The sequence below is a fragment of the Corallococcus sp. AB049A genome (assembly GCF_003668885.1).
Lineage (GTDB): Bacteria > Myxococcota > Myxococcia > Myxococcales > Myxococcaceae > Corallococcus > Corallococcus interemptor.
On the sequence record NZ_RAWL01000076.1, the window covers coordinates 1 to 25,771 of the forward strand.

22 protein-coding genes are annotated in these 25,771 nt (G+C 69.1%); 14 read left to right on the top strand and 8 right to left on the bottom strand.

The window, feature by feature from the left end; genetic code table 11:
• Nucleotides 1-327, bottom strand: a 327-nt coding sequence (locus D7X55_RS11190; RefSeq protein ID WP_304988889.1) for a galactokinase family protein, incomplete at its 3' end; no start/stop codon positions are given.
• A gap of 36 nt (nt 328-363) precedes the next feature.
• Entirely contained in the window at nt 364-1,428 is a 1,065-nt protein-coding gene (locus D7X55_RS11195; RefSeq protein ID WP_120550128.1) for an aldose epimerase family protein, read from the bottom strand.
• 282 nt (nt 1,429-1,710) lie between these two features.
• On the opposite strand from D7X55_RS11195, the gene D7X55_RS11200 reads away from it, so the two are divergent.
• Nucleotides 1,711-4,560 (top strand): TonB-dependent receptor, encoded by a 2,850-nt coding sequence (locus tag D7X55_RS11200; protein ID WP_121723051.1) that lies wholly within the window; start codon nt 1,711-1,713, stop codon nt 4,558-4,560.
• Between the two features lie 40 nt (nt 4,561-4,600).
• On the opposite strand, the gene D7X55_RS11205 is transcribed toward D7X55_RS11200, so the two are convergent.
• A complete protein-coding gene (locus tag D7X55_RS11205) occupies nt 4,601-5,632 on the bottom strand; it encodes a glycoside hydrolase family 43 protein (protein ID WP_121723052.1) in 1,032 nt (343 codons plus the stop codon).
• A gap of 84 nt (nt 5,633-5,716) precedes the next feature.
• On the opposite strand from D7X55_RS11205, the gene D7X55_RS11210 reads away from it, so the two are divergent.
• The 8 genes from D7X55_RS11210 (at nt 5,717) to D7X55_RS11245 (ending at nt 14,483) form a co-directional block, all read left to right on the top strand.
• Complete coding sequence (locus D7X55_RS11210; protein WP_121723065.1) at nt 5,717-6,658, top strand: glycoside hydrolase family 43 protein; 942 nt, start codon at nt 5,717-5,719, stop codon at nt 6,656-6,658.
• 70 nt (nt 6,659-6,728) lie between these two features.
• A complete protein-coding gene (locus tag D7X55_RS11215; RefSeq protein WP_121723053.1) occupies nt 6,729-9,839 on the top strand; it encodes a hypothetical protein in 3,111 nt (1,036 codons plus the stop codon).
• A gap of 180 nt (nt 9,840-10,019) precedes the next feature.
• The gene (lepB, locus tag D7X55_RS11220) at nt 10,020-10,241 is read left to right on the top strand and encodes a signal peptidase I (RefSeq protein ID WP_233609787.1); all 222 of its coding nucleotides are present in this window, start codon (nt 10,020-10,022) and stop codon (nt 10,239-10,241) included.
• A 37-nt stretch (nt 10,242-10,278) separates the two neighbouring features.
• Complete coding sequence (locus D7X55_RS11225) at nt 10,279-11,727, top strand: FAD-binding protein (RefSeq protein WP_121723054.1); 1,449 nt, start codon at nt 10,279-10,281, stop codon at nt 11,725-11,727.
• A gap of 132 nt (nt 11,728-11,859) precedes the next feature.
• Nucleotides 11,860-12,255: a hypothetical protein gene (locus D7X55_RS11230; RefSeq protein ID WP_147470082.1), complete on the top strand. Its 396-nt coding sequence runs from the start codon at nt 11,860-11,862 to the stop codon at nt 12,253-12,255.
• Nucleotides 12,256-12,402: 147 nt separating this feature from the next.
• Nucleotides 12,403-12,741 carry a UBP-type zinc finger domain-containing protein gene (locus tag D7X55_RS11235; RefSeq protein ID WP_121723056.1) on the top strand — a complete coding sequence of 113 codons (339 nt, stop codon included), beginning with the start codon at nt 12,403-12,405 and terminating at the stop codon, nt 12,739-12,741.
• A gap of 125 nt (nt 12,742-12,866) precedes the next feature.
• Nucleotides 12,867-13,508 carry a glutathione S-transferase family protein gene (locus D7X55_RS11240; protein WP_121723057.1) on the top strand — a complete coding sequence of 214 codons (642 nt, stop codon included), beginning with the start codon at nt 12,867-12,869 and terminating at the stop codon, nt 13,506-13,508.
• Nucleotides 13,509-13,544: 36 nt separating this feature from the next.
• The gene (locus tag D7X55_RS11245) at nt 13,545-14,483 is read left to right on the top strand and encodes a serine/threonine-protein kinase (protein WP_121723058.1); all 939 of its coding nucleotides are present in this window, start codon (nt 13,545-13,547) and stop codon (nt 14,481-14,483) included.
• On the opposite strand, the gene D7X55_RS11250 is transcribed toward D7X55_RS11245, so the two are convergent.
• The 3 genes from D7X55_RS11250 to D7X55_RS11260 all read right to left on the bottom strand — a co-directional run bounded on the left by D7X55_RS11250 (nt 14,413) and on the right by D7X55_RS11260 (nt 20,593).
• Nucleotides 14,413-17,796: a CHAT domain-containing tetratricopeptide repeat protein gene (locus D7X55_RS11250; protein ID WP_121723059.1), complete on the bottom strand. Its 3,384-nt coding sequence runs from the start codon at nt 17,794-17,796 to the stop codon at nt 14,413-14,415. The genes D7X55_RS11245 and D7X55_RS11250 overlap by 71 nt on opposite strands.
• A gap of 83 nt (nt 17,797-17,879) precedes the next feature.
• On the bottom strand, nt 17,880-19,757 hold the full coding sequence (locus D7X55_RS45325) for a hypothetical protein (protein WP_147470083.1): 1,878 nt from the start codon (nt 19,755-19,757) through the stop codon (nt 17,880-17,882).
• A gap of 164 nt (nt 19,758-19,921) precedes the next feature.
• On the bottom strand, nt 19,922-20,593 hold the full coding sequence (locus D7X55_RS11260; RefSeq protein WP_121723061.1) for a DUF2306 domain-containing protein: 672 nt from the start codon (nt 20,591-20,593) through the stop codon (nt 19,922-19,924).
• Nucleotides 20,594-20,664: 71 nt separating this feature from the next.
• Here D7X55_RS11260 and D7X55_RS11265 point away from each other — a divergent pair, with 71 nt between their 5' ends.
• Together D7X55_RS11265 and D7X55_RS11270 are read left to right on the top strand one after the other, a co-directional pair.
• Complete coding sequence (locus tag D7X55_RS11265) at nt 20,665-21,552, top strand: LysR family transcriptional regulator (RefSeq protein WP_121723066.1); 888 nt, start codon at nt 20,665-20,667, stop codon at nt 21,550-21,552.
• A 135-nt stretch (nt 21,553-21,687) separates the two neighbouring features.
• Nucleotides 21,688-22,443, top strand: a complete 756-nt coding sequence (locus D7X55_RS11270; RefSeq protein WP_158626357.1) for a DNA alkylation repair protein — start codon at nt 21,688-21,690, stop codon at nt 22,441-22,443.
• A 534-nt stretch (nt 22,444-22,977) separates the two neighbouring features.
• On the opposite strand, the gene D7X55_RS11275 is transcribed toward D7X55_RS11270, so the two are convergent.
• The gene (locus D7X55_RS11275; RefSeq protein ID WP_120550122.1) at nt 22,978-23,316 is read right to left on the bottom strand and encodes a putative quinol monooxygenase; all 339 of its coding nucleotides are present in this window, start codon (nt 23,314-23,316) and stop codon (nt 22,978-22,980) included.
• Nucleotides 23,317-23,596: 280 nt separating this feature from the next.
• On the opposite strand from D7X55_RS11275, the gene D7X55_RS11280 reads away from it, so the two are divergent.
• The gene (locus tag D7X55_RS11280) at nt 23,597-24,316 is read left to right on the top strand and encodes a hypothetical protein (protein WP_121723063.1); all 720 of its coding nucleotides are present in this window, start codon (nt 23,597-23,599) and stop codon (nt 24,314-24,316) included.
• 2 nt (nt 24,317-24,318) lie between these two features.
• Nucleotides 24,319-24,690: a hypothetical protein gene (locus D7X55_RS11285; RefSeq protein ID WP_120550111.1), complete on the top strand. Its 372-nt coding sequence runs from the start codon at nt 24,319-24,321 to the stop codon at nt 24,688-24,690.
• A gap of 21 nt (nt 24,691-24,711) precedes the next feature.
• Here the strand turns inward: D7X55_RS11285 and D7X55_RS11290 are convergent, their stop codons facing one another.
• Nucleotides 24,712-25,149 (bottom strand): hypothetical protein, encoded by a 438-nt coding sequence (locus D7X55_RS11290; protein WP_121723064.1) that lies wholly within the window; start codon nt 25,147-25,149, stop codon nt 24,712-24,714.
• A gap of 115 nt (nt 25,150-25,264) precedes the next feature.
• Between D7X55_RS11290 and D7X55_RS11295 the strand changes: the two genes are divergently transcribed.
• Nucleotides 25,265-25,729, top strand: a complete 465-nt coding sequence (locus tag D7X55_RS11295; RefSeq protein ID WP_120550109.1) for a hypothetical protein — start codon at nt 25,265-25,267, stop codon at nt 25,727-25,729.
• Nucleotides 25,730-25,771 lie beyond the last annotated feature (42 nt).

The window sequence follows — 25,771 nt, forward strand, 5'->3', positions numbered from 1 at the left end:
GCCCTTCAGCGTGTGGCCGGCCTCCTGCAGCGCCCAGGCGACACCCTTGAGGTACTCACCCCACTCCTTGCCGGCGCGAGTCAGCGGCCCGATCTCGAAGGACAGGGACTCGCCGTAGTCGAGCGAGTGGACGACGACGCGGCGGTCCTCGCGCGGACGCAAGGCGATCCACACCTCGCGGTCGATGGCGATGGGGAGCACGAAGCCGTCGTTGTAGTCGGTGTGCTCACCGATGAGGTTGACGCGGCCCGGGGCCCGCACGACGGCGGTGGGGGCCGCGCCGAAGCGCCGGTGGAAGTCCTGCTCGACCTGTTCGCGAAGCGTCATGGATGTGTTCACCAGGGTGGAGACGCGAGTGGAGCCTCAAGCTCCGGAGACGGAGAAGCGGTACACGGTGCGCGAGCGGTACTCTTCGCCCGGGCGCAGGATGGTGGAGGGGAAGGCCGGCTGGTTCGGTGAGTCTGGCAGGTGCTGGGTCTCCAGCGCGAAGCCGAAGCGGTGGTGGTAGACGGCGCCCCGCTTCCCCTTCAGCGTGCCGTCCAGGAAGTTGCCGGAATAGAACTGCATGCCCGGCTCCGTGGTGTGGACCTCCATCACCCGGCCGGTGGTGGGCTCCAGCACGTGCGCGGCCCGCGTCAGCGCGCCGGGCTGGCCCCCCTTGTCGAGCACGAGGCAGTGGTCATAGCCAATCCCGTTGCGCAGCTGCTCGTCGTCCTGCCGGATGCGCGCGCCAATGGCGGTGGGCCGCCGGAAGTCGAACGGCGTGCCCGTCACGTCGCGCAGCGGCCCCAGCGGGATGGACGTCGCGTCAATCGGGACGAAGCGGTCCGCGTTGAACGTGACGACATGGTCCAGGATGTCGCGCTGCCCGTCGCCCGCGAGGTTGAAGTAGCTGTGCTGCGTGAGGTTGACCGGCGTGGGCCTGTCCGTGGTGGCGTGGTAGTCGAAGACGAGCGCGTTGCCGGCGGTCAGCGTGTACGTCACCCGCGCCGTCAGCGTCCCCGGATAGCCCTCCTCGCCGTCGGGGCTGACGTAGGTGAGGACCAGGCCCATGCCCTGAGCATCCTCGAAGGGCGCCGCCGTCCACACCACCTTGTCGAAGCCCTTGAGCCCGCCGTGCAGGTGGTTCACCCCGTTGTTCGTCGCCAGCGTGTACTGCCGGCCGTCGAGCGTGAAGCGGCCCCGCGCGATGCGGTTGCCATAGCGGCCGACCAGCGCGCCAAAGTACGGGGACTCCGCCACGTAGTCCGCCAGCGCGTCGTAGCCCAGCACCACGTCGTCGAAGCGGCCGTCCCGGTCCGGCACGCGCAGGCTCAGGAGGATGCCGCCGTAGTTCGTGACGCGCGCCTCCATCCCCTGCCGGTTGGTGAGCGTATAGACATCCACCGGCTGACCGCCCGGGGCCGTACCAAAGGGACTCCGCTCCACGCGGCCTCCTGCGATGAAGATGGGCGCGCGAGACTACGTCAGGCGATCTCGCGCCGGAAGCAAGAGCTGGAAACCCCGCTCCGGGTGAACCCGCGCACGTCCCCGGGTCCACGAATCACAGACAAGTGGACATAGGTCCAATCCATGACGCAGAGAGTCTTATCTTTCCTCTTGGCCCGGGACGCCACGAAACACTGATAACTCGTCTTGACACCCTCCAGACCCTAAGGCAGATGCCACCCGAACAAACCAGGATTGCATGAAATTTTAGGAGAGCACTGGATGCGTTTGAAGAAGTTTCTTCCTTGTCCGACCTCCCTCGCGCTGCTGATGCTCTCCACCGCCCCGTCCGGAGCCCTTGCGGCCCAGGCGGATGCGCCCCTGCGGACCGCGGAGAACACGCCGTCCGCTCCTGACGCCGGGACGGACGCCGGGACCGTGGTGCAGGCCCCCCCGCAGCAGGTGGACGCAGGCACGTACGCCGAAGCCACCGAGCCCTACGACGTCGGCGCTGACGAGTTCTACGAGGAGGTCGTCGTCGTCGGCCTCCAGCGCAGCATGCAGCAGGCGCAGACCATCAAGCGCGACTCCGATCAGATCGTCGACACGGTGGTGGCGCAGGACATTGGCAAGCTGCCGGACGTGACCGTCTCCGAGACGGCGGCGCGCATCCCGGGCGTCCAGGTGGACCGCGCCCGCGGCGAGGCGAACGGACAGGTGCTGGTGCGCGGCCTGCCCGACCTCACGACGACCTACAACGGCCGGGAGATCTTCACGGCGGAGACGCGCAGCGTCGCCCTCGCGGACTTCCCGGCGGGCGGCATCGCGGCGCTGGAGGTCTTCAAGTCCACGACGGCCGATCAGGTCGAGGGCGGCCTCGCGGGCCTCATCGACGTGCGCTCCCGCCGGCCGTTCGACTTCGACGGCTTCGAGGTCTCCGGCGCCGTGCGGGGTTCCTACGCCAACCAGTCCGGCCGGGCGGATCCGAACGCCAACCTGCTCATCACCGACCGCTGGAAGACCGGCGCGGGCGAGCTGGGCGCGCTGGTCAACCTCTCCTATACCCGCCTCAACTACCTGGACTCCGCGCGCTGGAACACCGGCTTCATCAATCCCGGCACGGACGCCGTCACGGGTCAGCAGTTCGTCTCCCCGGACGTGGTGGGCATCTTCTACGGCGGGGGCCAGCGCGAGCGGCCGTCCGTCAACGCCTCGGTGCAGTGGAAGCCGAACGACGCGCTCGAGTTCTATGTCGACGGACTCTGGCAGGGCTACCGCGACCAGGTCTCCGACCGTCAGCTGGAGATGCGGCTGTGGGGCGACGGCCACCGCTACACCAACGTGACGCTGCGTCCGGGCACGACGGACCAGGCGCAGAGCATGACCGTGGAGAACGCCGCCCGGCCGTTCATGTTCCAGGGCGCCACCGAACGCAAGACGGACACCGTCCAGGTCGCCATCGGCGGCGTGTACGACGCGGGGCCGCTGCGCGTCACGGCGGACGTCGCGCGGACGAACAGCCGGTTCGACCTGTCGCTCTACAGCTTCGACCAGGAGCTGGCCACCTCCCCCACGTTCGACGTCAACTTCGACGTGCCCCGGGGGCCCGGCGGCATGGAGTTCATGCTGCAGGACTATGATCTGACGGACGCCGCCAACTACCGCTACGTCGGCTTCTTCGACCGCTCGTATGTCGCGGCGGGTGACGACTGGCAGGCCCGCGCGGACGCCGACCTGCGGACGGGCGTGTCCTTCCTCCCGACCATCGAGTTCGGCCTCCGGGCCACGACGCGCGACGCCTACCAGGAGAACGGCCAGCGCTACTGCGCCGACGATGACGGCGGCAACCCCGGCGCGCCCTGCGGCCTGGCGGCCGGGACGCCGCTCACCGACATGCCGGTGGACCTCCATGTGTTCCGCGGCGGCTTCCGCGGCGGCGGGGACATCCAGCGGACGCGCACGTGGGTGGTGCCGACGTATGACAGCCTCCGCAACAACGTGGAGCAGCTGCGCGCCATCCAGGGCTTCAACCCGGGCGACCCGGAGCGGCTGCGCATCTTCGACGCGAGCGAGCAGACCTATGCCGGCTACGGCCAGGGCCGCTATGCGTTCAAGATCGGCAGCGTGCCGGTGGACGGCGTCGTCGGCGTCCGCGTGGTGGGCACGCACACGGAGGTCTCCACCACGTCGGTGGACGGTGTCGTCCAGAAGGGCAGCGGCAGCTACACCAACCTGCTCCCCAACGCCACCACGCGCATCCGCCTTGTTCCCGGCGTGCAGCTGCGGCTCACCGCCAACCAGACGCGCACGCGTCCGGGCTTCGACCAGATGCGCCCCGTCACCCTCGGCTCGCCCCCGCCCTGTCTGAATGATCCGAACCCGCCGCCGGGCTGTCAGATCACCGGCAGCGGTGGCAACCCGGACCTGGAGCCCGTGCGTTCCAACAACTACGACGCCTCGCTGGAGTACTACTTCCTGCAGACCGGCATGGCGTCACTCGCCCTGTTCCACCGGGACATCAAGGGCTTCATCACGAACCTGGATGTGACGCGGGACGACCCCACCTACGGGGCGGACCGGGTGCGCGTGAACATCCCGGTGAACGGCGGCGAGGGCAGCATCCAGGGCTTCGAGGCGTCCGTCGGCACGTTCTTCGACTTCCTCCCGGAGGGCTTCGCGAGGGGCTTCGGCGTCTACGCCAACGTCACGTACCTGGACGACGAGCAGGCCTTCCCCACGGGCTTCAACCTGGCGCTGGGCGAGACGGGCCGCATCCCCGGCGTGTCCAAGTGGTCCTACAACCTCGTCGCCATGTACGAGCGCGACGGGCTCTCCGCGCGGCTGGCGTACAACCGCCGCTCGCGGTGGATCACCAGCTACGTCCAGAACCCCGACGGCGACGGCTTCACGGGCGAGTACGTGGACGGCGTCGCGCGGCTCGACTTCTCCGCGAGCTTCGCGCCCTGGAAGTCGAAGCCGCTGGACGGCCTCTCCTTCACGTTCGACGCGTCCAACATCCTCGGCAATCCCTACCGGAGCTTCCGGCAGTTCACGCCCGAGGGTGACACGTACCCCCGCGACGTGCGCTACGAGGAGAGCATCTTCGCGCTGGGCCTGCGCTTCCGCATCTAGCGCCCACCGGTCCGCGTTGAAGCTCCCGCAGCCGGGAGCTTCAGCGCGGGGCCAGGCGGGGCACGCCGTTCTGCCATGACAGTTCGGCGAGGTGCATGAAGCGGCCCTGGTTCGCGGGCCCGCAGGACGGGGTCGCGGACCAGGAGTGGAACGCCATCAGGTCCTTGCCGCCGGCCTGGAACACGGCCTGATGACCGGGGCCGCTGAGGCAGGGCTGGGACGTGCTGGCGAGGAACGGATTGGTGGGCGCATCCACGCAGGGGCCCAGCGGCCCCTCGCAGGTGGCGTAGCCGACGGCGTAGCTCGACACTCGCTCCGAGTCCTGCCAGCCATAGTCCCCGGCGGAGAAGAACAGGAAGTACGCCCCACCCCGCTCCACCATGGTGGGCGCCTCCACCACGTGCCGCTCCCAGGGCTTGTCATTGCGCAGCAGCGAGACAGGCTCGCCCACGAGCTGGAGTCCGTCCTGGGAGAGCCGCTGGGCGAAGAGCTCCGTCGGCTTGTTGAAGGCGGAGTGGTTCCCGTCGTTCTTGAAGTAGAGGTAGAGCTGCCCGTCCGAGGCCCGGAAGGGGCTCGCGTCGATGGTGCCGCCGAGCGCCTCCTGGCAGACGAGGGGCGCGGAGGCCTCCGACGTGAACGGCCCGAGCGGATCCTGGCTGGTCGCGGCGCCAATGCACTGCAGGCCATTGGCCGTGTGACGTGCGGTGAAATAGAGCACGTAGCCGGCGTCGGTCTTCAGCACCTCGGGGGCCCAGGTGAAGCCTTCCTTCGCCCACGTGGGCAGGACCGGCATTGCGTCGTGCTTGCGGCCGGACGCCCCCTCCTCCATGAGCAGCCGCCAGTTCATCAAGTCGGTGGAGGCCGCCATCTGCACGTTGGCGCCGTCATTCGTCGCGTAGGCGAGGTAGCGCCCCTCGTGCTCGAGGATGAACGGGTCCGGGAAGTTGGCCCGGAACACGGGCGGGAAGGACACGCCGGCCCGAGGGGGCGTCTCGCTCTTCGTGGCACAGCCATTCAGGACCAGGGCGGCGGCGAGAAGGCCGCGGAACGATGTGCTGCCGATGCCGGACAAGGGAGTTCTCCTGAAGGCTGTTTGTCTGGAGGGTATCAGGCGTCACCACGGTCGTGGAGCCACGCCGTGATATCCAACCGCACCATGCCGATCCGCTATCGCAACCCCGTCCACGATGGATACTTCGCCGACCCGTTCGTGCTGCGCACGCAAAGCGGATACGTCGCCTATGGCACCGGGAAGGTCGTCGACGGACGACCGTTCGAGGTCCTCACCTCCCCGGACCTCGTGCACTGGACCTCGGTGGGCGGCGCGCTGGAGCCGCTGCCGTCCAGTCAAGGCACGGACTACTGGGCGCCGGAGGTCGCGGAGCACGGCGGGCGCTGGTGGATGTATTACTCGGTGGGGTTCGAGGACCGGGGCCACCACCTGCGCGTCGCGGTGGCGGACGCGCCCACGGGCCCGTTCCGGGACCAGGGCATCAACCTGACCCCGAACGAGCGGTTCGCCATCGACGCCTCGCCGTTCCGGGATGACGACGGGACCTGGTACCTCTTCCACGCCCGGGACGTGCTGGAGGGAGCGCGGGTCGGAACGATGCTCGCGGTGGACGTGCTCGACGGGATGACGGCCCTGCGCGGCGGAGCGCGCACGATGCTCACGCCCTCGGATGACTGGCAGATCTACCAGCGCCAGCGCCCGATGTACGGCCAGGTCCATGACTGGCACACGCTGGAGGGACCGTCCGTCGTGAAGCGGCACGGGCGCTACTGGTGCTTCTACTCCGGAGGCTCATGGCTCACGCCGTCGTACGGCGTCGCGTATGCCGTCGCGGACCACCCGCTCGGGCCGTGGACGGAGCCAAAGGGTGCGCCCCGGTTGCTGCGCACGGTCCCCGGCCGCGTCCTCGGCCCCGGGCACAACAGCGTCGTCGTGGGGCCTGACGGTCAGGACGTGATGGTCTACCACGCGTGGGACGTGGGCCAGACGGCACGGCGGCTGTGCATCGACCCCATCGTGTGGACGCCGGAGGGCCCTCGGGTGCTCGGACCGACGGATGAGGAGGTCGAGCTGCCTCGGCGGTAGGTGCCAGGGTTGGGTGCTAACCTTCGCGCCCATGACACGGTGTCCACGGTGCGGCGGGTGGAGCAAGCACATGCTCCGGTGCACGGCCTGCGGGGCCATCTACCCCAAGTTCATCCAGACGCCCCCGCGCCGGATTGGACGCAGCGAAGCGAAGCTCCAGCGCAAGCTCCATCAGAAGTACGCCTGTGACTTCCACGTCCCCTTCCCGCTGAAGCGGCCGAAGGGGATGACGTTCCTCTCGTCGCGCCACAAGTACCGGCTCGCCAAGGTGATCCGCTTCCGCGAGCTGAAGCCAGAGGGGACGCACGCCCACACCTATACGCGCTCCGACAAGTCCAAGAACCACGGAGACGAGTTCACCCCCTACAAGCCTCCCGACCCACCGCTCGCCTGGAACAAGACCCGGAACGAGTACGAGCGGCAGCGGCCCACGCCCGCGAACGTCTCCGGCTTCAAGAACTTCCTGGAGACGCTCGACGTACCGGAGGACCTGTCCGAGCAGGAACGCGAGAGCTGGTCCTCGGACAGCGTCCTCTACGACGCCATCCTCCGCCATGAGACACGCAACAGCCGCTTCCTGGCGGAGAAGCTGAAGCACCCATCGGTCTACGTGGCCAATGACTACCCATGCCTGCAAATCGACGTGGGCCGGCTCATCCAGCAGCACATCACGGATGAAACCTATATCAAGCGCTTCGTCGAATACGCCGCCTCCATCCTGAACGGCTACATCGACTTCATCGCCTTCCGGGCGGGCTTCTTCATGCCCTGCGTGATCCGCTCCAGCTTCGGCTTCCTGACGCCCACCACGGCGGAGACCGGGCCGTCCATCCGGCTGGCCCTGGGCATCGCCCCCAAGGGCTACCTGATGTGTGTCTGGGAGGCCATCGAGTGGTTCCTGGAGGACCTGCGGGAGTTCCTGTCCACGGGGCTCAACCAGACGGTGGACGTGCCGTTCTTCCGCAGCAAGCGTTACGTCCAGTACCGCGGGACGGACGAGGCCCCCTTCAAGTCCACGAGCACCGTCCTGGACTACCTCACCCAGAAGGTCGACAAGCGGAAGGGGTTGCTGGAGGACGCGCAGCGCACGTTCAGCGGCGCGTCCCTCGCGACCCAGAAGAGCTATGACGCCCTGGCGCGGGAGGGCAACGGCATCAGCGGAGCCATCCAGGCGGTCCTGGACGGCAGCCTCTGGAGCATCACGGGCACGGCGAAGCAGCCCACCCTGAGCTTCAACGCATCCGGGGACCTGGAGCGCTACACGCTCGACCTGGAGAAGCTGGAGGTGCCGTGCCGGTTCGACTCCCAGGATGACTCGGACTTCCTGGAGCTGACCAACCTCCTGCTGCACCGCACCCGGGCGGCGTACGACCCCGTGCGGGATGATCAGTTCTCACGCTGGAAGGCCGCGGTCTTCGCGACGGAGAAGACCGTGCTCGAAAGCGTCAGCACGGTGCGGCTGCGGATGCTGGAGGACGACGAGGAGGACGACGGCGGCGCCTCGGACTCCGACGAGGAGTTCGACGCCCCCACCGCCACGCCGCAGCAGAGCCGGCGGATGGTGCACCAGAAGCTCATCGTCCAGAACGGGATGAACGCCATCTCCATCGCGATGCACTGCGCGCGGTTCTGGCTCCGCGACGTGTGGGAGCAGGAGATCCACGTCATCGACAAGCTGCCCCTGGACAAGATCCAATCCGTCAACATCGACGGCAAGGACTACGTCGCCAAGGACCTGGGCTCGAAAAGCCACCTGTTCGTCCCCAGCTCCGGAAACGTCGAATACACCAACCAGAAGAAGCGCAAGGTGACGATGGACACGGGGGAGGTGCTGCTGCTGACCAAGACGACCGCAGTGAAGCACACGGCGCTCCTGGAGACGCGCAAGGACCTGGTGTCCATCTACCTGGAGCAGATGTACTTCGAAGCCCCCTACCTGCTGGACATCCACCGCTGGACGAAGCGCACGGAAACGCTCCAGGGCGCGCAGGTCGTCCTGATGGACGTGAACCACTGTGAGAACCAGCGGCCCTCGGGCATCCCGCTCAACCGCTTCAACCTGAACACCGTGCCGCTGCAGCGGCTGGACCTGAAGGCGCACCGGGTGGTGGTCCTGGACGTGACCAGCGCCACCACGGAGCGCATGAACCAGCTCATCCGGCAGTTCGTGCGGGGCGCGCCCGCCCGGTCGCTGCTCATGCTGGTGGACAGCGGGCTCAAGAACCAGCAACTCGGCTCGGACCGCAACGCCTACGGCACCATCCGCTTCATCTTCTCCAAGGCGCGGCGCAACGAGATGGCGGAGGTCCAGACGGAGGCGAAGAAGCTGCCCGCCTACCAACCCCAGGGCCAGCTCAGCAACAGCCTGCGGCGCGCCTTCAAGGCCCTGGGCGCGACGCCGTCCTTCCAGGCCATCTGGAAGTCACGCACGAACCACGACGCCCTGCTGAAGGTCCCCTCCCCTTTCGCGCCCACCCTCGAGCGGCCCACGCCCCGGGACGTCAAGGCGCTGGCGGACATCCTCTCCCTGGCCGCCAGCATGAAGACCCCGACGGACGTCGCGAAGCCCCAGGCCACCCGGCCCAACGTGACGGAGGGCAGCTTCTCCCAGTTCGGCATCCCCGGCGCGGGGAGTGCCTGTTCGCCCATCTCCATCCTGGCGCTGGCGAGGCTGCTGCGCGCCCCCGAAGCCCTGGACGTCGACGGCGTGAATGACGTGGTCATCCAGGGGGCCACGCTCTACCAGGGCATCGTCGCGGGCATCGAGGGTGCCACGTGCTTCGCCAACCAGGTGAAGGGCCTCCAGGGGGAGAAGATGCTGGAGGGCATCCACCTCAATCCCTACGAGACCCCGGACGGCATGCTGGCCGACCTGGGGCTTGCGTGGGGAGGACAGCAGACCTGCGGACGCATGTCCCTGTCCTCCACGCTCCACAACCTCTTCGCCAGGAATGACGCGCCGCTGGGGCTCGCCATCGTCATCGGGGGCTACACGGTGGCCGTGGCCCGGGTGAACGGCGTCTTCTACCTCTTCGACTCCCATGGCTTCGGGCAGATCCAGGGGGCGTTCGTGGAGAAGCACACGAGCCTGATGACCCTGGTGCGGCGGCTGGGCGCCATGGTCGAAGCGCGCCTGCCCCGGGGGGAGTCGCTGTCCCTGTCGTGCTTCACGCCCACCTGATGAAAACGGGCTGGAGACCTCGCGGTCCCCAGCCCGTGGTCAGCTCAGGCGTTGCTCAATGCCCTGGGGCTCAGCAGCCTTAGTTGCACCGCTCCCAGCAGAGCACCTCGTCCTGCTGGCACTTCGCCTCGCACGCCGGGTCGCCATTACAGCTGTAGAACAGCCCAGTCATCACACAGCGTGCAGCAGGGAGCGGCGACCGTCTCCTCGGCGCCCTACGTCGCGCAGGCGCCCGCCTACGAATGGGGGCCCGCGCGCGTGCCCGAGGACAGGCTCTTCGTCCTCGGGGACAACCGCAACGGCAGCAGCGACTCACATGTCTGGGGTTTCCTTCCCACGCGCTCCGTCACAGGCCGGGCCTGGCTGCGCTTCTGGCCACCGGCGCGGATGGGCGCGCTGTGAGTATCCTGGAGTGCCCTGACTGTAGAAGGAGGAGTGGATGTCGAGTCGAACCGTCTCCCGGAGGACGTTGCTCCAAGGTGCGTTGGTGGCAGTGGCCTTCAACCCCATGAGCCGGAGCTGGGCCTCCACGCAGGAGGCTGGCGCGGTCCCCCTGCCGCGGCTCGATGGCGAGTTGCTGATGGACCCAGCGTCGCGGACCGCGGCCTCGGAGGACTTCGGTCACATCCTCCACCGTACGCCGTGGGCGGTGCTCGTTCCCGGCTCGGTGAAGGACATCGTGGCCATGGTCCGCTTCGCGCGGCGCCAGGGCCTGAAGATCGCCGCCGCTCGGGGCCTCGGTGAGAGCCACAGCACCTTCGGCCAATCCCAGGTGCCGGCGGGCATCGTCATCGACATGTCCGCGCTGTCGGCCATCCACGAGGTCGGCGAGGACAGCGCCTGGGTGGATGCGGGCGTCCGGTGGCACGAGCTGCTCCAGGCCTCGCTTCCCCACGGCAAGAGCCCGCCGGTGCTCACCGACTACATCGAGCTGAGCATCGGCGGAACGCTGTCCGCGGGAGGCATCGGCGGACAGGCGTTTCGCTGGGGCCTCCAGGTGGACAACGTCCTGGAGATGGACGTCGTCACGGGCCGGGGTGAGCTCGTGCGGTGCTCGCGCTGGCGTGAGCGGCCCCTGTTCGACGCCGTGCGCTCGGGCCTGGGCCAGTTCGGCATCATCGTGAAAGCCAGGGTGCGGCTCGTCGACGTGCAGCCCTGCGCCCGGACGTATCTCGCGCTGTACAACGACCTGCACCGCTTCATGGAGGACCAGCGGCGGCTCATCGAGGACGGCCGCTTCGACTATGTGGAGGGCTCCGTCGTCGCCTCCAACGGAGGCCGGGCGTACCAGCTCGAGGTGGTGAAGTACTTCAGCCCGGGCTCGGAGCCGCACGACGGGAGACTGCTCGCGGGCCTGGGCTTCCAGCCGGAAACGCTCCAGGTGAGCGACGGCAGCTACTTCGACTTCGCCAACCGGCTCGCGCCGCTGGTCGAGCTGCTCAAGCAACTCGGCGTCTGGGGCTTTCCCCATCCGTGGCTGGACATGTTCGTCCCCGCCCGGTCCGCCGAGTCCTTCGTCCAGGAGGTCCTCTCGCAGACCACCGAGGCCGACATGGGACAGGGGCCCATCCTCCTCTATCCCTTCCGCGCCTCGGAGCTGACCGCCCCCTTCCTGCGCACGCCCAACGACAGACACGTCTTCCTCTTCTCGCTGCTGCGCACCGCCATTCCACCGACTCCGGAGAACGTCGCAGCCCTCGTGCAGAAGAACCGCGCCATCTTCGACCGCCTCACGGCCATTGGCGGGAAGATCTATCCCGTGGATGCCGTGCCATTGAGCCCCGCCGATTGGCGCCGCCACTTCCACCCCGCCTGGGCGCGGTTCGAGCACGCGAAGCAGTGCTACGACCCGGACCGCGTCCTCACGCCGGGACAGGGCATCTTCTGAGCAAAGTGCGGAGGACCAACCCATGCGGCTGGGAGCGCCTTTGAAACGACATATCGATTTAGTTTCCTGGCGCAATTGCTTTCCAGGGGCCCTGGCCAATCCAGACCTTGATTGGTTATGGATTTCCATTCCATGCCCCTTCCCTCCCGTTGGCTGTTGCTCACCGCCTCCCTGATCCTGGGTGGCTGTCATTCCTCCTCTGGCGATGATGCCGGGACGCAGCCACCGCCTCCCGTGGACAGCGGCACTCCCGACGCGGGCGAGGTCTGGGACGGCGGCGCGGAGACGCTGGTGGACCCGGGGGACGTGGTGGAGCAAGCGCCGTACTCGGACTGCACCTTCACGCCAGAGGCAGGCTCCACCCTCGCTTCGTGCTCGGACCCGGCCCTGTTCGACCGCTCGGACACCCCACCGCTCCGGACGGGCTCCGAGTTCTTCTCGGGCGCCATTGGCATCCGCGTGCCCGGGGACGGGTTCATCTACGTGGTGGACGCGAACCGGGGCCTGCTCATCCTCCAGGAGGAGTGACCGCCTCCCGGATGCGTGGGCCCAACCGGGAATGCGGCTGCACGCCTGGCGGGCCTCCACCCCCACGCGTTGCGACCGGGGCCCTCACATCCCCATGTTCGACACCATGAGGCCATTGGGCGGAGGCCCCAACCCGGAGCGCGAGCCATGAAGAAGGAATGTCCCCACCTGGAAGCGACCGAACAGCACCGGACGGCTCCCGTCCATCCCAGCGGCCATGGATGCGCGGAGTGTCTGAAGGACGGAGGGGACTGGGTTCATCTCCGGATGTGCCTGACCTGCGGGCACGTGGGCTGCTGCGATGACTCGCCGTCACGCCACGCGACCCGGCACTTCCACGAAAGCGCTCACCCGGTCATCAAATCGTTCGAGCCTGGGGAGGACTGGGCCTGGTGCTACGTGGACGAGCAGTTCCTCGAGCGCATTCCCACCTTCCCAGGTGAGTCGCCGCCGGTGCACTACTCGGCCCCCATGAGCGCGCCGTAGCCCCCCGGCTCCGGACGCCTGCGCCTTCGAGCGCGGAAGCCGCGCCCCTGACGATACCTGACAGACCCTTGTCACTCCGGGGGGATAGGTCCTCTTCCTCATCCCTGCCGTCCCGGAGGTCCGTCTTGAAGCTCTACTTCCATCCCCTGTCCGGAAACTCGCGCCGCGTGCTGCTCGTGGCCGCCCACCTCGACATCCCCCTGGAGCGCATCGTGGTGGACCTCACCACGGGCAAGCAGCGCGAGGCGTCGTACCTGGGCATCAACCCCAACGGGCGCGTGCCCGTCCTGGACGACGGCGGCTTCGTGCTCTGGGAGTCGCGCGCCATCATGGTGTACCTCGCGGAGAAGACCCCGGGGCAGACCCTGCTCCCGGCGGACGCGCAGGGCCGCGCGGACGTGAACCGCTGGCTGTTCTGGTGCTCGGCCCACATGGCCCCGGCGAACACCGTGCTCGTCCAGGAGAACTTCGTGAAGCAGCGCACCGGCCGCGGGCCGCCGGACCCCGTCGAGGTCGCGCGCGGCGAGGCCCTCGTCGCGCAGGCCGCGCCCGTGCTGGACTCGCACCTGGCGGGCAGGACGTGGGTCGCGCAGGAGCGCCTGACGCTCGCGGACCTCTCGCTCGCCGCGTCGTTCGCCCTCGCGGGCCCGGCGCGCCTGCCCATCGAAGGCTACGCGAACCTCCGGGCCTGGCTGGGGCGCGTGCAGGAGCTGGAGGCATGGCAGCGCACCGCGCCGCCCATGCCGCCTCCGGCCGCCCGGAGCTGACGCGAACTCCGGCCCGGGCTGCTAGCGTCCCTGGACGTGGGCACTCCCCGGACGGAACGGTTTGGCAGGTTCGAGTTGCTGGAGCAGATGGGCATGGGCGGCCTGTTCATGCGTCACCGGGCGCTCGCCACGGAGGCACCCGCCGGCAGCAGGCCCGTGGTCCTCACGCGGTTGTCACCGGGGTTGACGGAGGACCCCGCGGTCGTCGAGGAATTCCTCGACCTCGCCTCCCTCTCGGCACGCCTCCAGAACGAAAACGTCGTGCGCGTCCTGGACTTCGGTATGGCCGACGGCGAGCCCTTCCTGGTCCGGGAGTGGGCGGAGGGGCAGGACCTGGGCTGGGTGCAGGTCATGCTCCGGCGGCGGGGCATGTGGACGTTGCCCGAGCCCATCGTTGTGAGCATCGGCATGGATATCTGCCAGGGATTGCAGCCCGCGCACCCACACGTGGGCCTGGTCCATGGAGAGCTCAGCCCTTCGAACGTGCTGATGGGCAACGGCGGGGAGGTGAAGCTCCTCGAGTTCGGCTTCAATCGGTGGACGCTGCGGAAGGCGTGGGCGAAGTGGAGCGTGGGCGTGATGGGCATCAAGCTGAAGTACTTCGCTCCCGAGCAGTTGCTGGACGCGCCGGTGGATGGCCGTGCCGACGTGTATGTCCTGGGCGTGCTGCTCTACACCCTGCTGTGCGGAGACCTTCACGTGAGGAGCGACTTTGACGGGAACACCGTCAGGGATGTCATGGAGGGCAGACTGATTCCCGCCCGGCAGCGCAACCCCTCCCTGGATGCGGAGCTCGTGCGAATCCTCGAGCGCGCGCTGGCGAGGTCCGTGGACGACCGCTACCCGTCCGCCGAGGCAATGGGACAGGCGCTGGCGGCCTGGCTGAAAGCCCATGCGCCCACGTTCAGCAGGGAGACGCGGAAGCAATGGCTGGCCTCGGTCCTCCCGCCGGCGACACCTCAGCGCAGTTCCTGAGGCGAGGTTGCACGGGGACAGGCGCGGAGCGAGGACCTGGAAGCGCACCGGTGAGTCCGTGGAGGGGCGCATCCCGGCCTACGACGATGAAGGGGGCCCAGTAGTAGGGATGGGGCCGGTGCTGACGGAGTGCTCGCATGGCCTCCCTCAGCGCTTCGCCCCGTCCCAGTCCCGCCAGCAGGTGGTGGTAGTAGCGCTTCATCAGCGCGCTCGTCGTCGCGTCCTCCACCTTCCAGAGACTCGTCACCACGGTCTCCGCGCCCGCCACCAGGAAGGCCCGTTGCAGTCCGTACACGCCCTGCCCCAGCTGGATGTCTCCCCGGCCCGTGTCGCATGCGGACAGCACGACCAGCTGCGTGCCCCACAGGTCCAACCCCGCCAGCTCCAGCGCCGTCACCAGCTCGCCTCCGGAGCGCGCTCCGGCGAAGACGAGGCCGGAACGCAGCAAGGGGTCCATGGCCGGGGGGAGCGGGGGCTCGTCAGCCAGCGCCCCGAAGTGGATGACCGCGCGGGAGGCGGCGTCGCCGGGCACGTCCCCCAGGAAGAAGCCGTGCGTGGCCAGATGGAGGATGCCGGGCGTGGGCAGTTGCAGCAGCCGCTCCCGGGTGGCTTCCGGGCCCAGGAAGAGCTGGGCCTGCGGCAGGAGGCGCTGGATGGCCTCCGCCTCCAGGCCTGTCCCGGGCAGGGGCGTGGACGCCCACGCCCTCCGCGCCGGGTCCGTGAAGCGCGAGCGCGCGCTCCCTGCGGAAGCGTCTGGCTGGGACGCCGCGAGGGCCGGGCTGAAGTCCGGGTTGGCGAGGACGACCACGGAAGCCGGAGCCGTGCGCTCCTGGGGACGCGGCAGCAGGTCCTTGCCGGAGGACAGCGAGGTGAAGTCGAACGCGTCCACGAGGAAGCCCTGGCCATCGTGGAGGGCCGCGAAGGGCACCAGCGCCAGCGGCCCCTCCGGTGACAGGAAGAGATGGTGCTGCTCGCCGAGCAGCGGCAGCAGGGGCTGGAAGACGCGCTGGTAGAGCGCCTGGGCCGGGGCTTCGATGCCGGCGTCGCGGCGGGCCAGGGCGTCGCGGAAGCGCGCCGCCGCCGCGTCGATGGGCCCCGCGGGCCCCAGGTCCACGGCCCGGGTCGTCGCGTCGGGATGGAGCACGAGCGCCAGATAGCGCAGGCGCTGGACACCCGGGGACACGAGCCCCGCCACCCGGATCCGGTGCCGCTCATCGTAGGCGATGAACTCCACGAGCGCGCCGTCCCGAGGCAGGGCGTTGGCGACACGGTCGACCACCTCGTCGGGCGACGGAAGCCCGGTCAGCGCGCGCAGGGGCGCGGAGCGTCTGGCCAGGTCGGCTTCCAGGACATCGCCCTCTTCGGCGAGCGCCGCGAGCCGCCGCGGGTAGTCCTGGGGCGACAGCGTGCCGGGCCCCTGGAGGGACAGGTGGGCCAGCTGGGCGCGCAGGGCTCCCAGCCGCGCGAAGGTGTCCCGGTCCTTCGCCTCCAGGCCCTGGTAGACGGTCCGGGAGATGCTGGCGGTCTCCTCGATGGAGCGGCCCTTGCGCAGCAGGGCGGCGCCCAGGGCCAGGCGCCTGACGCGGGCGTCCCCGGGATGGGCGCGCAGCAGCGCATAGAGCCGCTCCTCGTCCGTGCGCAGCCACTGGAGGAAGTGGAGCCGGTGCGACTCGGAGAAGCCCAGGGACTCCTGGCGCAGGCGCTGCTCGGACAGGGCGAAGGCGCGCGTGAACAGCGACAAGGCCTCGTCGAGCCGGTGCTGGGCCTGCCGCACCTCGGCGAGTCCATTGAGGATGCTGACCACGTGCGCGGAGTCCTTGCCGAACGTCGCCTCCGTGAGCTTCAGCGCGCGCTCGTAGCGCGTCCCCGCTCGCGCGTACCGCCCCTGGACTGCGTCCACGCGGGCAAGCTCCTCCAGCGGGAAGGCCACGGCCGCGGCCTCCCGGCCCAGGGCGGCCTCCTGGATGGACAGGGCCCGCTCCAGGTGCCGCGTGGCACGGCGGTACTGCCCCCGGGCGGCATGGAGCCCGGCCAGGTTGGTGAGTGCCGCGGCGACGAGGGGATGGTGTGCGCCGCAGACCCTCTCCAGGATGGCGAGCCCCCGCCGCAGGAGCGGCTCCGCGCCGGGGTAGTCCCCCTGCGCCACATGGAGGTTGGCGAGGGCGATGAGCGCGTGGGCGACATAGGCGTGCTCTCCGCCCAGGGCCGTGTCCCAGATGGCCAGGGCGCGCTCGAAGAGGGGCTGGGCCCGCGCATACGAGCCCTGTTCCATGTAGAGGGCGCCCAGGTGGGCGAGCGAGTCCGCGACGCGGTCATGGGTCCCGCCGAGGGTGGCTTCCCGGATGGCCAGGGCGCGCTGGTGGAGCGGCTCGGCCTGCCCGAGCAGTCCCCGGAGCTGGAGGTTGCGGCCGAGCAGGTTGAGCGACTCGGCGACCAGGGGATGGCGCTCGCCGAGGGTGGCTTCCCGGAGGGCCAGGGCGCGCTCGAGGAGGGAGTGGGCCTGCGCGTACAGCCCCTGGCTCTCATGCAGCGCCGCGAGCCTGTTGAGCACGTCGGCGGCATCCGCCGGGTCCTGTCCGAGCGCCGTCTCCCAGAGGGCCCGGGCGCGCGCGAACAGGGGCGCGGCGCGCGCGGACCGTCCCTGCTGACGGTGGAGGACGGCCAGCCAGTAGAGCGGTTCGGCGAGGAGGGGATGTTCCGTGCCCAGGGTGGCTTCGCGGAGGGCCAGCGCGCGCAGATAGAGCGGCTCGGCCCGCGCGTAGAGCATCTGCTGGTGGTAGAGCCCGGCGAGGTCGACCAGCGTCTCCGCCACCTCCAGCGGGGACCTGCCCGGGTCGGCTTCCCGAAGGGCCAGGGCGCGCAGGTAGAGCGGCTCCGCGCGGCTGTAGCGGTCCTGGGCCAGATAGAGGTTGGCGAGGCGGTGGAGCGGCTCGGCGACGTCCGGGGCGTCCCTGCCCCGGGCGGTCTCCCGGAGGGCCAGGGCGCGAAGCAGGAGCGGTTCGGCCCGGCTGAACAGCTCCTGGGCCGCGTAGAGCCTGGCGAGCAGGAGCAGCGTCCGAGTGACGTCCGGGGGGTCCCTGCCCTGGGTGGCTTCGCGGAGGGCCAGCGCGCGAAGCAGGAGCGGTTCGGCCTGGACCAGGTCGCCCCGAAGCAGGAGCTGGAGCCCGAGGCGGTCCAGGTCCGAGGCGGCCTCGGGCGGGGGGCTGTCGTGCGCGGCCTCCCGAGGCGTCAGTGCCGGGAGGGTGTCCGCGGCCGCGGCGCCTTGCGCGCAGCACACCAGCACCACCAGCATTCCCACGAGACCACGCCGCATGCCGGCTCCCGAGGCCTGCCCATGTCCGAAGAGGGGCTCCACGTAGGACAGAGCCGGTGGGCCGGTGAATCATGCACGGCAACTCAGCGCAGCTCCTCGGCGAACTGCTCACGGTAGCGCCCCTGGAGCGTCTTCAGCGCCTCCGCCATGCCCACGGCGCGGTACTGCTCGGCCAGCATTTGCCACGCCTGCTTGTGCACGGGCTCCAGCGCCACGACACGCTCCAGGTGGGTCCGCGCCTCCTCGTGGGGCCCCGACTTGACGGCCAGCCATCCCAGGATGAAGTGCGCCTGCACCGCCTCCTCGTGCGCGGCCACGGCCTGCAGGCACGCTGCTTTCGCGGGCCCCTTCCTGTTGGCGCGCAGGTGGCCTTCGCAATCCAACACGTGCAGCACCGGCGCGCGCGGGAACTCCCGCTTGAGCCAGGCGATGCGTGCCTGCGCCTTCGCCGCCAGCCCCTTGTCGAGCGAATCCTCGACGTCCTTCGCCGCGCGGATGAACTCTCCCTCCCGCTCCACCGCGACACCGCTCACGGAGACATCCACGGGCAGCGCCTTCCAGCGTCGAGCCTGCCGGGCCCAGGTCCGCAGGGGCTCGGTCCGGGCGTCATTGCCCGCCTTCTGGAGGGCCTGCTCCGCCCACGTGACCGAGGAGGTCTCCTTGAAGAAGGCCGCGAGGTCTCCCCAGGCTTCCGGCGGAGTTCCAGGGTTCACCTCCATCCGTTGCCGCGCCCGCACGAGTTGGCCTTGCGCCTCCAGGTGCTGCCCCTGTTGGAGGGACAGGGTCCCGAGCAGGAACAAGGGGGCGGGCTCGGAGGGGAACTTCCCGGCGACGGCCTCGCACTTCTCCCGGGTCGCAGGCAGCTTGGGGGCGACACGCGTGCCCAGGTAGCAGGCCAGCCTCTGGACGAGGAAGTCCTCCGGGTAGCGTCGCGCGAGGGGCTCCATCTTCTGGGCGGCGACCTCCACGCGCCCCGCCTTCTCGAGCGCGAGGATTTCGTCGAACCGGCGCCGGTCCTCCGGAGGCAGGGGGGCCCGGGGCTGATGCGCAACCAGCGGCGCCCTGCCCTCGCGGACCTGCGCGAGCCATTCGACGACAGACTCCTTCTCCGGTCCCTCCCAGTCCGGCGAGGACGTCGAGGCCAGCAGCGCCCCCAGCTCGGTCGCCCAGGCCCGGGCGGCAGCGTCATCGCGACGACCCGCCGAGGCATGGCGAAGGCTGGTCTTGAGCAACTCCAGGGTCTGCGGTGTGAAGGCCGCCTGATTCGGTGCGTAGTTCGGGAACATCATCCAGTGCGAGTTGCGCACGTGGAATGCCCCCAGCGTGTGCGCCCACTCGTGGAGGAAGACGGACGTCTCCTTGTGCACCTTCCGCTCCTCGTAGAGCGACTGCCGCTCGTCCTGGGGCAGGTGGATCAGTCCCTCCATGATGGCGCGGACCTCCTCCGGGTTTCCCATCTCGCGCAGCACGCAGTGGCGCCCGAACAGCCGGGCCATGCCCAACTCATGCTGCGCCGAGGAGAAGAGCTTGAGCGCGGAGACGAAGCCGACCACCAGGTCCACGTCCTCGCCCGGATCCGTCAGCTCCAGCGCGGTCAGTGAACCCTCCAGCTCGCCCTCGACACCGCGATGCGCCCACTCGCGCGTCGACTCAAGCTCGAAGACAACGCCCAGCTGTCCCTGCATCACCGCGCTCGCGCGCTGCAACTGGGACACGACGCTGCTTCGCCAGCGCACCACCTGCTCCCGATAGTCCGAGTCCGCGTAGACCCGCACCCGGATCTTCCGGACCGGCCCCGTCGAGGGCTGCGACGAGGACTCCAACTTCGCTGGCGCGAGGGTTCGCGCCTGTTCCCGCGCGTAGTCCACGGGTCGTTTCACACACGCCACGCCGAGGACACAGACCCACACCGCCAGCAGGGCGCCACGCGCCGCCAATCCCATGACACGACCTGTGCTCATGGGACCCTCCCATACGCGAAATGCGGCAGGAGCGCACGTCACGCCCCGCACGAGCGCACGTCGCGTGGGAGGGCTGGCCTGACGGTCCCGCTGACCAACCAGGATCATCCCAAATCAACGCCAGGATTGGCCTTGCCATCTCCCCCTTCTCTACGTGGGGGCCGTCACTCCACCTGCAGCCCCGCACGCATCTCGGCGGCGCGGCTGGGAGAGGCGGTCTGGCGACGAATGACCCGCTCGGCCACGGCGAGGTTGATGACCCAGCCGGCGCCCAATAGTAGCGCCCTGGCGAGCTCGCCCGGCGTTCCGGCGATGAGGAACCAGGGCACGGAAACCAGCACCTGCGTGCCCGCGCCCAGACCGACAGCGTAACCCCGAATCATCCAGGCCCGGTGGCCCACAAGGTCCCGCCGCGGGAGCGCGGCCAGCCCCAGGACGAGGGACAGGACCATCGCCGAGCCGAACAGGAGCCGCAGGCCGTCGAGGAGCGAACTGTCGCCTTCGGCGCGGGGATAGAACAGCGTCATCCACAAGCCCGAGAGCCCGGCCACGAGACCGCACGCGACCAGGAGCCGCCCGGCGACGCGGTGCCAGCCGGGCCGCCGACGGCGAAAGTCCGGGGCGAACTGGAAGGCACCCAGGACGCAGTACACGCTGGCGCAGAGGACGTGCAGCACCACCGGCAGGGGCGATGCGAAGAACCGCGCGTTGTGCGGCGTGAGCTCGGCGCCGCCCGCCAGCTCGGTCAGACGGCCGGCGCCGGCCAGGATGGGCACGAGCGAGAGCGCGACCAGCGCAGCGGACACGAGCCGTTCGGCCTTGGGTGTGGAGGTCATGGTCGAACAGATAGCCCTCCGCGACCACCGACGGAATTGACTGAGTTCCTTCTCCTGATATGCGCGAATGCATGGATTGGCGGGCAGCCAGGTTCGACTGGAATCGAGCGCGGGCCTTTCTGGTCACCGCGGAAGAGGGCTCGCTCACGGCGGCGGCGCGTGCGCTCGGCATGGCGCAGCCGACGCTCGGGCGTCAGGTGAGCGCGCTCGAGGACGAGCTGGGCGTGGTGCTGTTCGAGCGCGTGGGACGGGGCCTCGCGCTGACGCCGAGCGGGCGCGAGCTGCTCGACCACGTTCGAGCCATGGGCGACGCCGCGGGGCGCGTCTCGCTCGCGGCCGGCGGACAGTCGCAGAGCATCACCGGGCTGGTCCGCATCACGGCCAACGAGATCTACTCGGCATTCCTGCTGCCGCCCATCGTGGAGAAGCTTCGGCGCGAGGCGCCGGGTATTGAAATCGAGCTCGTCGCAACCAACACCGCGGCCGATCTGCGCCGACGGGAGGCGGATATCGCGATCCGGAACTTCCGCCCCACCCAGCCCGACCTCATCGCCACCAAGGTCCGGGACGACCCGATGCGGCTCTATGCCGCGCCCCGCTACCTCGCGAGCATCGGCAACCCACGTACGCCGAAGGCACTGAGCCGCGCCGACTTCATCGGGCTTGGCGGGACGGACGCCATGCTCAACGGGCTGAACGGGCTGGGCTTGAGCCTGACGCAACGGAATTTCCCGGTGCAGACGGGGAACCACCTCGTGCACTGGGAGATGGTCAAGCGGGGCATCGGCGTGGGCGTCGCTCCCGAGCGCGTGGGCGACGCCGAGCCGCTGGTCCGGCGGGCCCTCCCCAGCCTCACCCCGTGGTCCCTTCCCATCTGGCTGACGACCCACCGCGAGCTGAACACCAGCAAGCGCATCCGGCGGGTGTTCGATCTGCTCGCGGCCGAGCTCGCGAGGTGAGTGACGGCGGCGCGCCTGTCCGCGCCATTCAGCCGCGGCGTGCGCTCCTGGAAAGGCGGCAGCGCGAGGACGGCCGCTGGTGTCGTTGACCGGATGTCCGTACAACCCTGGGCCCTCCATCCACTGGATTGGCCCATGCGCGCGACCCATGCCGTGAGCGACGAGCTTCGAAGCACCCTGAAGTCGCGGAGCGACCCTCGCCTCGCCGAGGCGACCCGCCGCTATTTCCCCACGGACATCCGAGCCCTGGGGGTCAGCAACGCGGAGGTGCGGCGCATCGCCGATGCGCTCGTCAAACAGGAGGGCCTGTCGCCCGAGGACTGCCTGGAGGTGACCGAGGACCTGCTCGCCCAGGCGACCCACCATGAGGAGGTGCTCCTGGGGTTTGCCATGGTCCGCAAAGCGGTCGGGCGCGCGTTCGACGAATCGTTGCTGGACCGCTTCCGGTACTGGTTGGAGCACTCCGTCTGGACCTGGGCCCAGTGCGACGACCTGTGTCTGACGGTGATGTATCCGTTCTTCCTCACCCGGACGCCCGCCATCACCCGAATCCAGCACTGGACCGGGTCCCGCTCCCCCTGGTGTCGGAGGGCGGCGAACGTCGCGCTCGTGAAGTTCGTGAGCCGCGAGATCCGCTCATCCAGATACATGCTGCCCCGCGAGGTGATCCTCGGCAATGCACGCCAATTGCTATCGGATCCAGAACCGTACGTGCAGAAGAGCGTGGGGTGGCTGCTGAAGGTAGCGGCGGACCACCACCGGGAGGCGGTGGTGAGGTTCATCCAGGAGAACATCTCCGGGATGCAGCGGGACACCTTGCGCTATGCCATTGAGCGGCTGGAGCCGGAGCAGCGCAAGGCGCTGCTGGCGCTGGAGTACAAGAAGTCCTGAGCTCGCGGTGCCGGGCAGCGGCCTGACGGTGAAGCCCGAGCCCCTCCAGTCTCTGAGCCCGAGGGTCGTGTTCTGGGACCCCTGCTTCCCGTGTCCCCCCACGGCCCGCCGGCCTGGCCATCCGGTCCTCATGCCGCACCATGCCCCCCCGGCATGGAAGGCCTCCCGGCCGGGGAACACCGATGCGGGGGCGCCAGGCCGCAGATTCGTGACTCCATCGGGAGGGATTGACGTCATCTTCCGTCCGGACGTACTGCGTCTGGTCACGGCGTCGGCACGAAAAGGGTCATCCGCACGACCGGTGGTCGCTGTCTGTTTGAGGCAGGGCGCGCAGGTCGTTGGTTAGAACCTATTTCGATAGGAGCGAGTGGAACCAGGTGATGATGCCCATCGCGAAGTGCAGCATCGCTACGTAGGTGTCCTCTCGCTTCTCCCACCCGGGAGGAGGACGACCTTCTTTCCTGCCGAAAAAGGCTCTTGGTTGCTTCGCGACCGCCCATCTTTGTGGGCGCTGAGCGATTGCGCCCTGGGGGGTCACAACGGTGCGTGGATCGAGACTCCGGCCCGACCGGAGCTCCAGTCTCGCAGGTACTTGTTGAGCTCGCCGTAGAACGACACCGACACCAGCTCGGCCACGGAAAAGAGTTGGACGAGCAGCGCCCCCACGTTTCCGTTGTGCGTCTCGGCCGCGTCGGCGTCGACGTACTCCTCAAGGATCGAGTAGTGCCCCGGCCGCTGCGTGACAAACCACTGATAGCGCAACGTTCCCGGCTCGTCCGCGGCGGCGGAAGCCAATGCACGGGCGAGCCGGATGAACTCAGGCTCATTGTCAGGCCGCTGCACCCGAAACTCACACTGCACCAGGAGTGTCATCCGGTGAAGATACGGCAGCCCGGCCTCACAACCTGCGGGAGATGTCACCGAAGGTGGCCCTGAAGTCGCCGTCGCCGGGGAGCCCCAGCGCCAGCAGCACCACGGACAGGTGCCGAGTGTCGCGGCACCGAAATGTTCCGCACCTGCTGTCGCCCGGAGGCGCGTAGCGCACCTCCACGGACACAACGGGTGCGGGCCGCGCGCCCGGATGTGATCGCCCACGGGGGCGCGGGGTCAGGGAGTCGCTGGAGCATGCCCGCCTCCAGGGAGAACCCCCACCATGTCACACAGGAATCTGGCCTTTCTGGCCACGGCGCTGCTGCTCGTGGCCGCCAGCACGGCCGAAGCGAAGCAGTGGAGGTACGCGGGGATGCACCCGCGCACCGGGCAGCCCCGGGACGGGTTGTGCCTCCTCGAGGCGCCTCACGTGCACTCCGCCGCGCCGTTGTACGCGGACACGCTCTATCGCACGCGCGACAACGTCTACGTCTTCATCGGCGACCCCACGCCCTTCGGCTACGAGGGCCCCCGGCACTCCTACTACGGGCACCATCCGGTGGTGCTCAACGTGCTCGTCAACATCGACGTGGACGTGGACGTGGTGGAGTACTGCTATCACGACGGGCCGCACTACCACGCCTACGAGCCGCCGCCGCGGCAGCAGTTCGTGGACAAGGAGGACGTCCACTTCTACGCGGGTGAGTACCCCGAAGAGTACCGGCGGGAGAACCCGAAGCTCGTGCGGGTCAACACGGTCTATCGCGGCTGGAACGTGCCGCGTCCGGTGGTGGCGTTCGCGCCGCCGCCCCAGTACCACGGCCCCATCATCCAGGTGGGCGTGAACGTGGACGTGGACGTGAAGGTCGGCGGCAGGCCGCCTCCGCCCGCTCGCGAGGTCATCATCATCCGGGAAGACGACGATGACGACCATCACCATGACCACGATCATCGCCACTGCAAGCACAAGAAGCACAAACACAAGCACCAGGGGCGGCACTGAGCATGCGTCACAAGGGAGTCGCGCTGGGGGCGTTGCTGCTGGCGGGCTGCTCCAGCAATGCGAACGACGTGCTGGACGCATGGAAGGCGGCGGGTGAGTCGCCCTCCGGCTTCACCGACGTCGGCGAGAAGCTGCCCGGCGGCAAGTGCCAGGCCGGCAAGGTGAGCGGCCTGGAGGCCACGGTGTGCCTCTTCGACGGCGCGGAGCAGGCCAAGAAGGCGGAAGAGGCTGGCTGGGCGCTCATCGGCGATGCCGTCGGCTCCACGGTGGTCTCGGGCAAATGGGTGCTCGTCGTCGCCGATCCCCGCAAGGAGGACCCGAGCGGGCGGCGCATGAACGCGCTGGTGAAGACATACCAGCAGAAGACGCGCTGACGCAGGCGCCCGGCCCGGGCCCTATGCAGCGGGCCCGACGAGCGTGAACGGCTCGGGGATGACGGCGCGGATCGCCGCGGCGAGCTCGGACTTGAGTCGCGGCCGCTCCGTGTCCTCGGTCACCTGCAGGGCGGAGCGCAGCAGCTGGTAGAGGTGAATGAAGTAGAACGGAGACCGGCCATTGAAGTTCATGCCGGGGAGGCGGCGGCTCATCGAGTGTGCTTCGACCCGCATGGGCTCGAAGAATGACATCCGGGTCGCCAGCGCGACGCACGTCTCCACCTGGCGTTTGGGATGAAGCGCGGCGAGCAGGAGCAGCATCGCGGCCGGATCGTCGCTCGACAGCCAGGCAGCCACGACCGTCACGCGATCGACGCCGAGGTCCCGCGGCGAGGCCCAGTCGCCGTTGCGGCTGGACACCTCGTGCATCAGGTCGGTGAGCGTGCTCCGCGTCGTCATCCGACGAGGATACGGCAAGGCGCCCTGTCAAGAGAGGGGGGCGGGATGCGTGCGGCCCGTGCTTTCCACTACGCTGCCGGCACCGCCTCAAGCCTGACCGCCGGAGTCCGTCCACATGATGCTGTTCGCCCCGAAGGTGTTCCCCAAACTCTCCACGCTGAGCCACGCGGGCCGGTCCATGTACGTGTGGGTTTTCTACACGTTCCCGCTGGCCTTCACGCTGCTGCTGGTGCCGGGACTGTTCCTCCAGGTGATGGGCATCTCGCCCGGGGCGGCGGACGGGAACCTGTTCTTCATGCGCATGGCGGGCGGACTGCTGGTGTCCATGTCGTTCATGTCCCACCAGGCCGCCGTCCTGAACATGCGCCAGTTCTTCGTCTGGGCGGTGATGGGACGCACCTTCATCACGCTGGTGCTGATCGTCTGCACGGTGATGGGCCTGTGCGAGCCCATCATCATGTTCTTCGGATGCATCGACTTCAGCGGGGGCATGTGGACGCTCATGGGCATTCGCCGTGACGAGGCCGAGGAGCAGGCCCAGGCGCTCGGCGCGCAGGTCATCGCCCAGCCCTCGCCCTGACCCTTCGCCCCGCGCTTCCCGGACCCGCCATGACCACCGCGC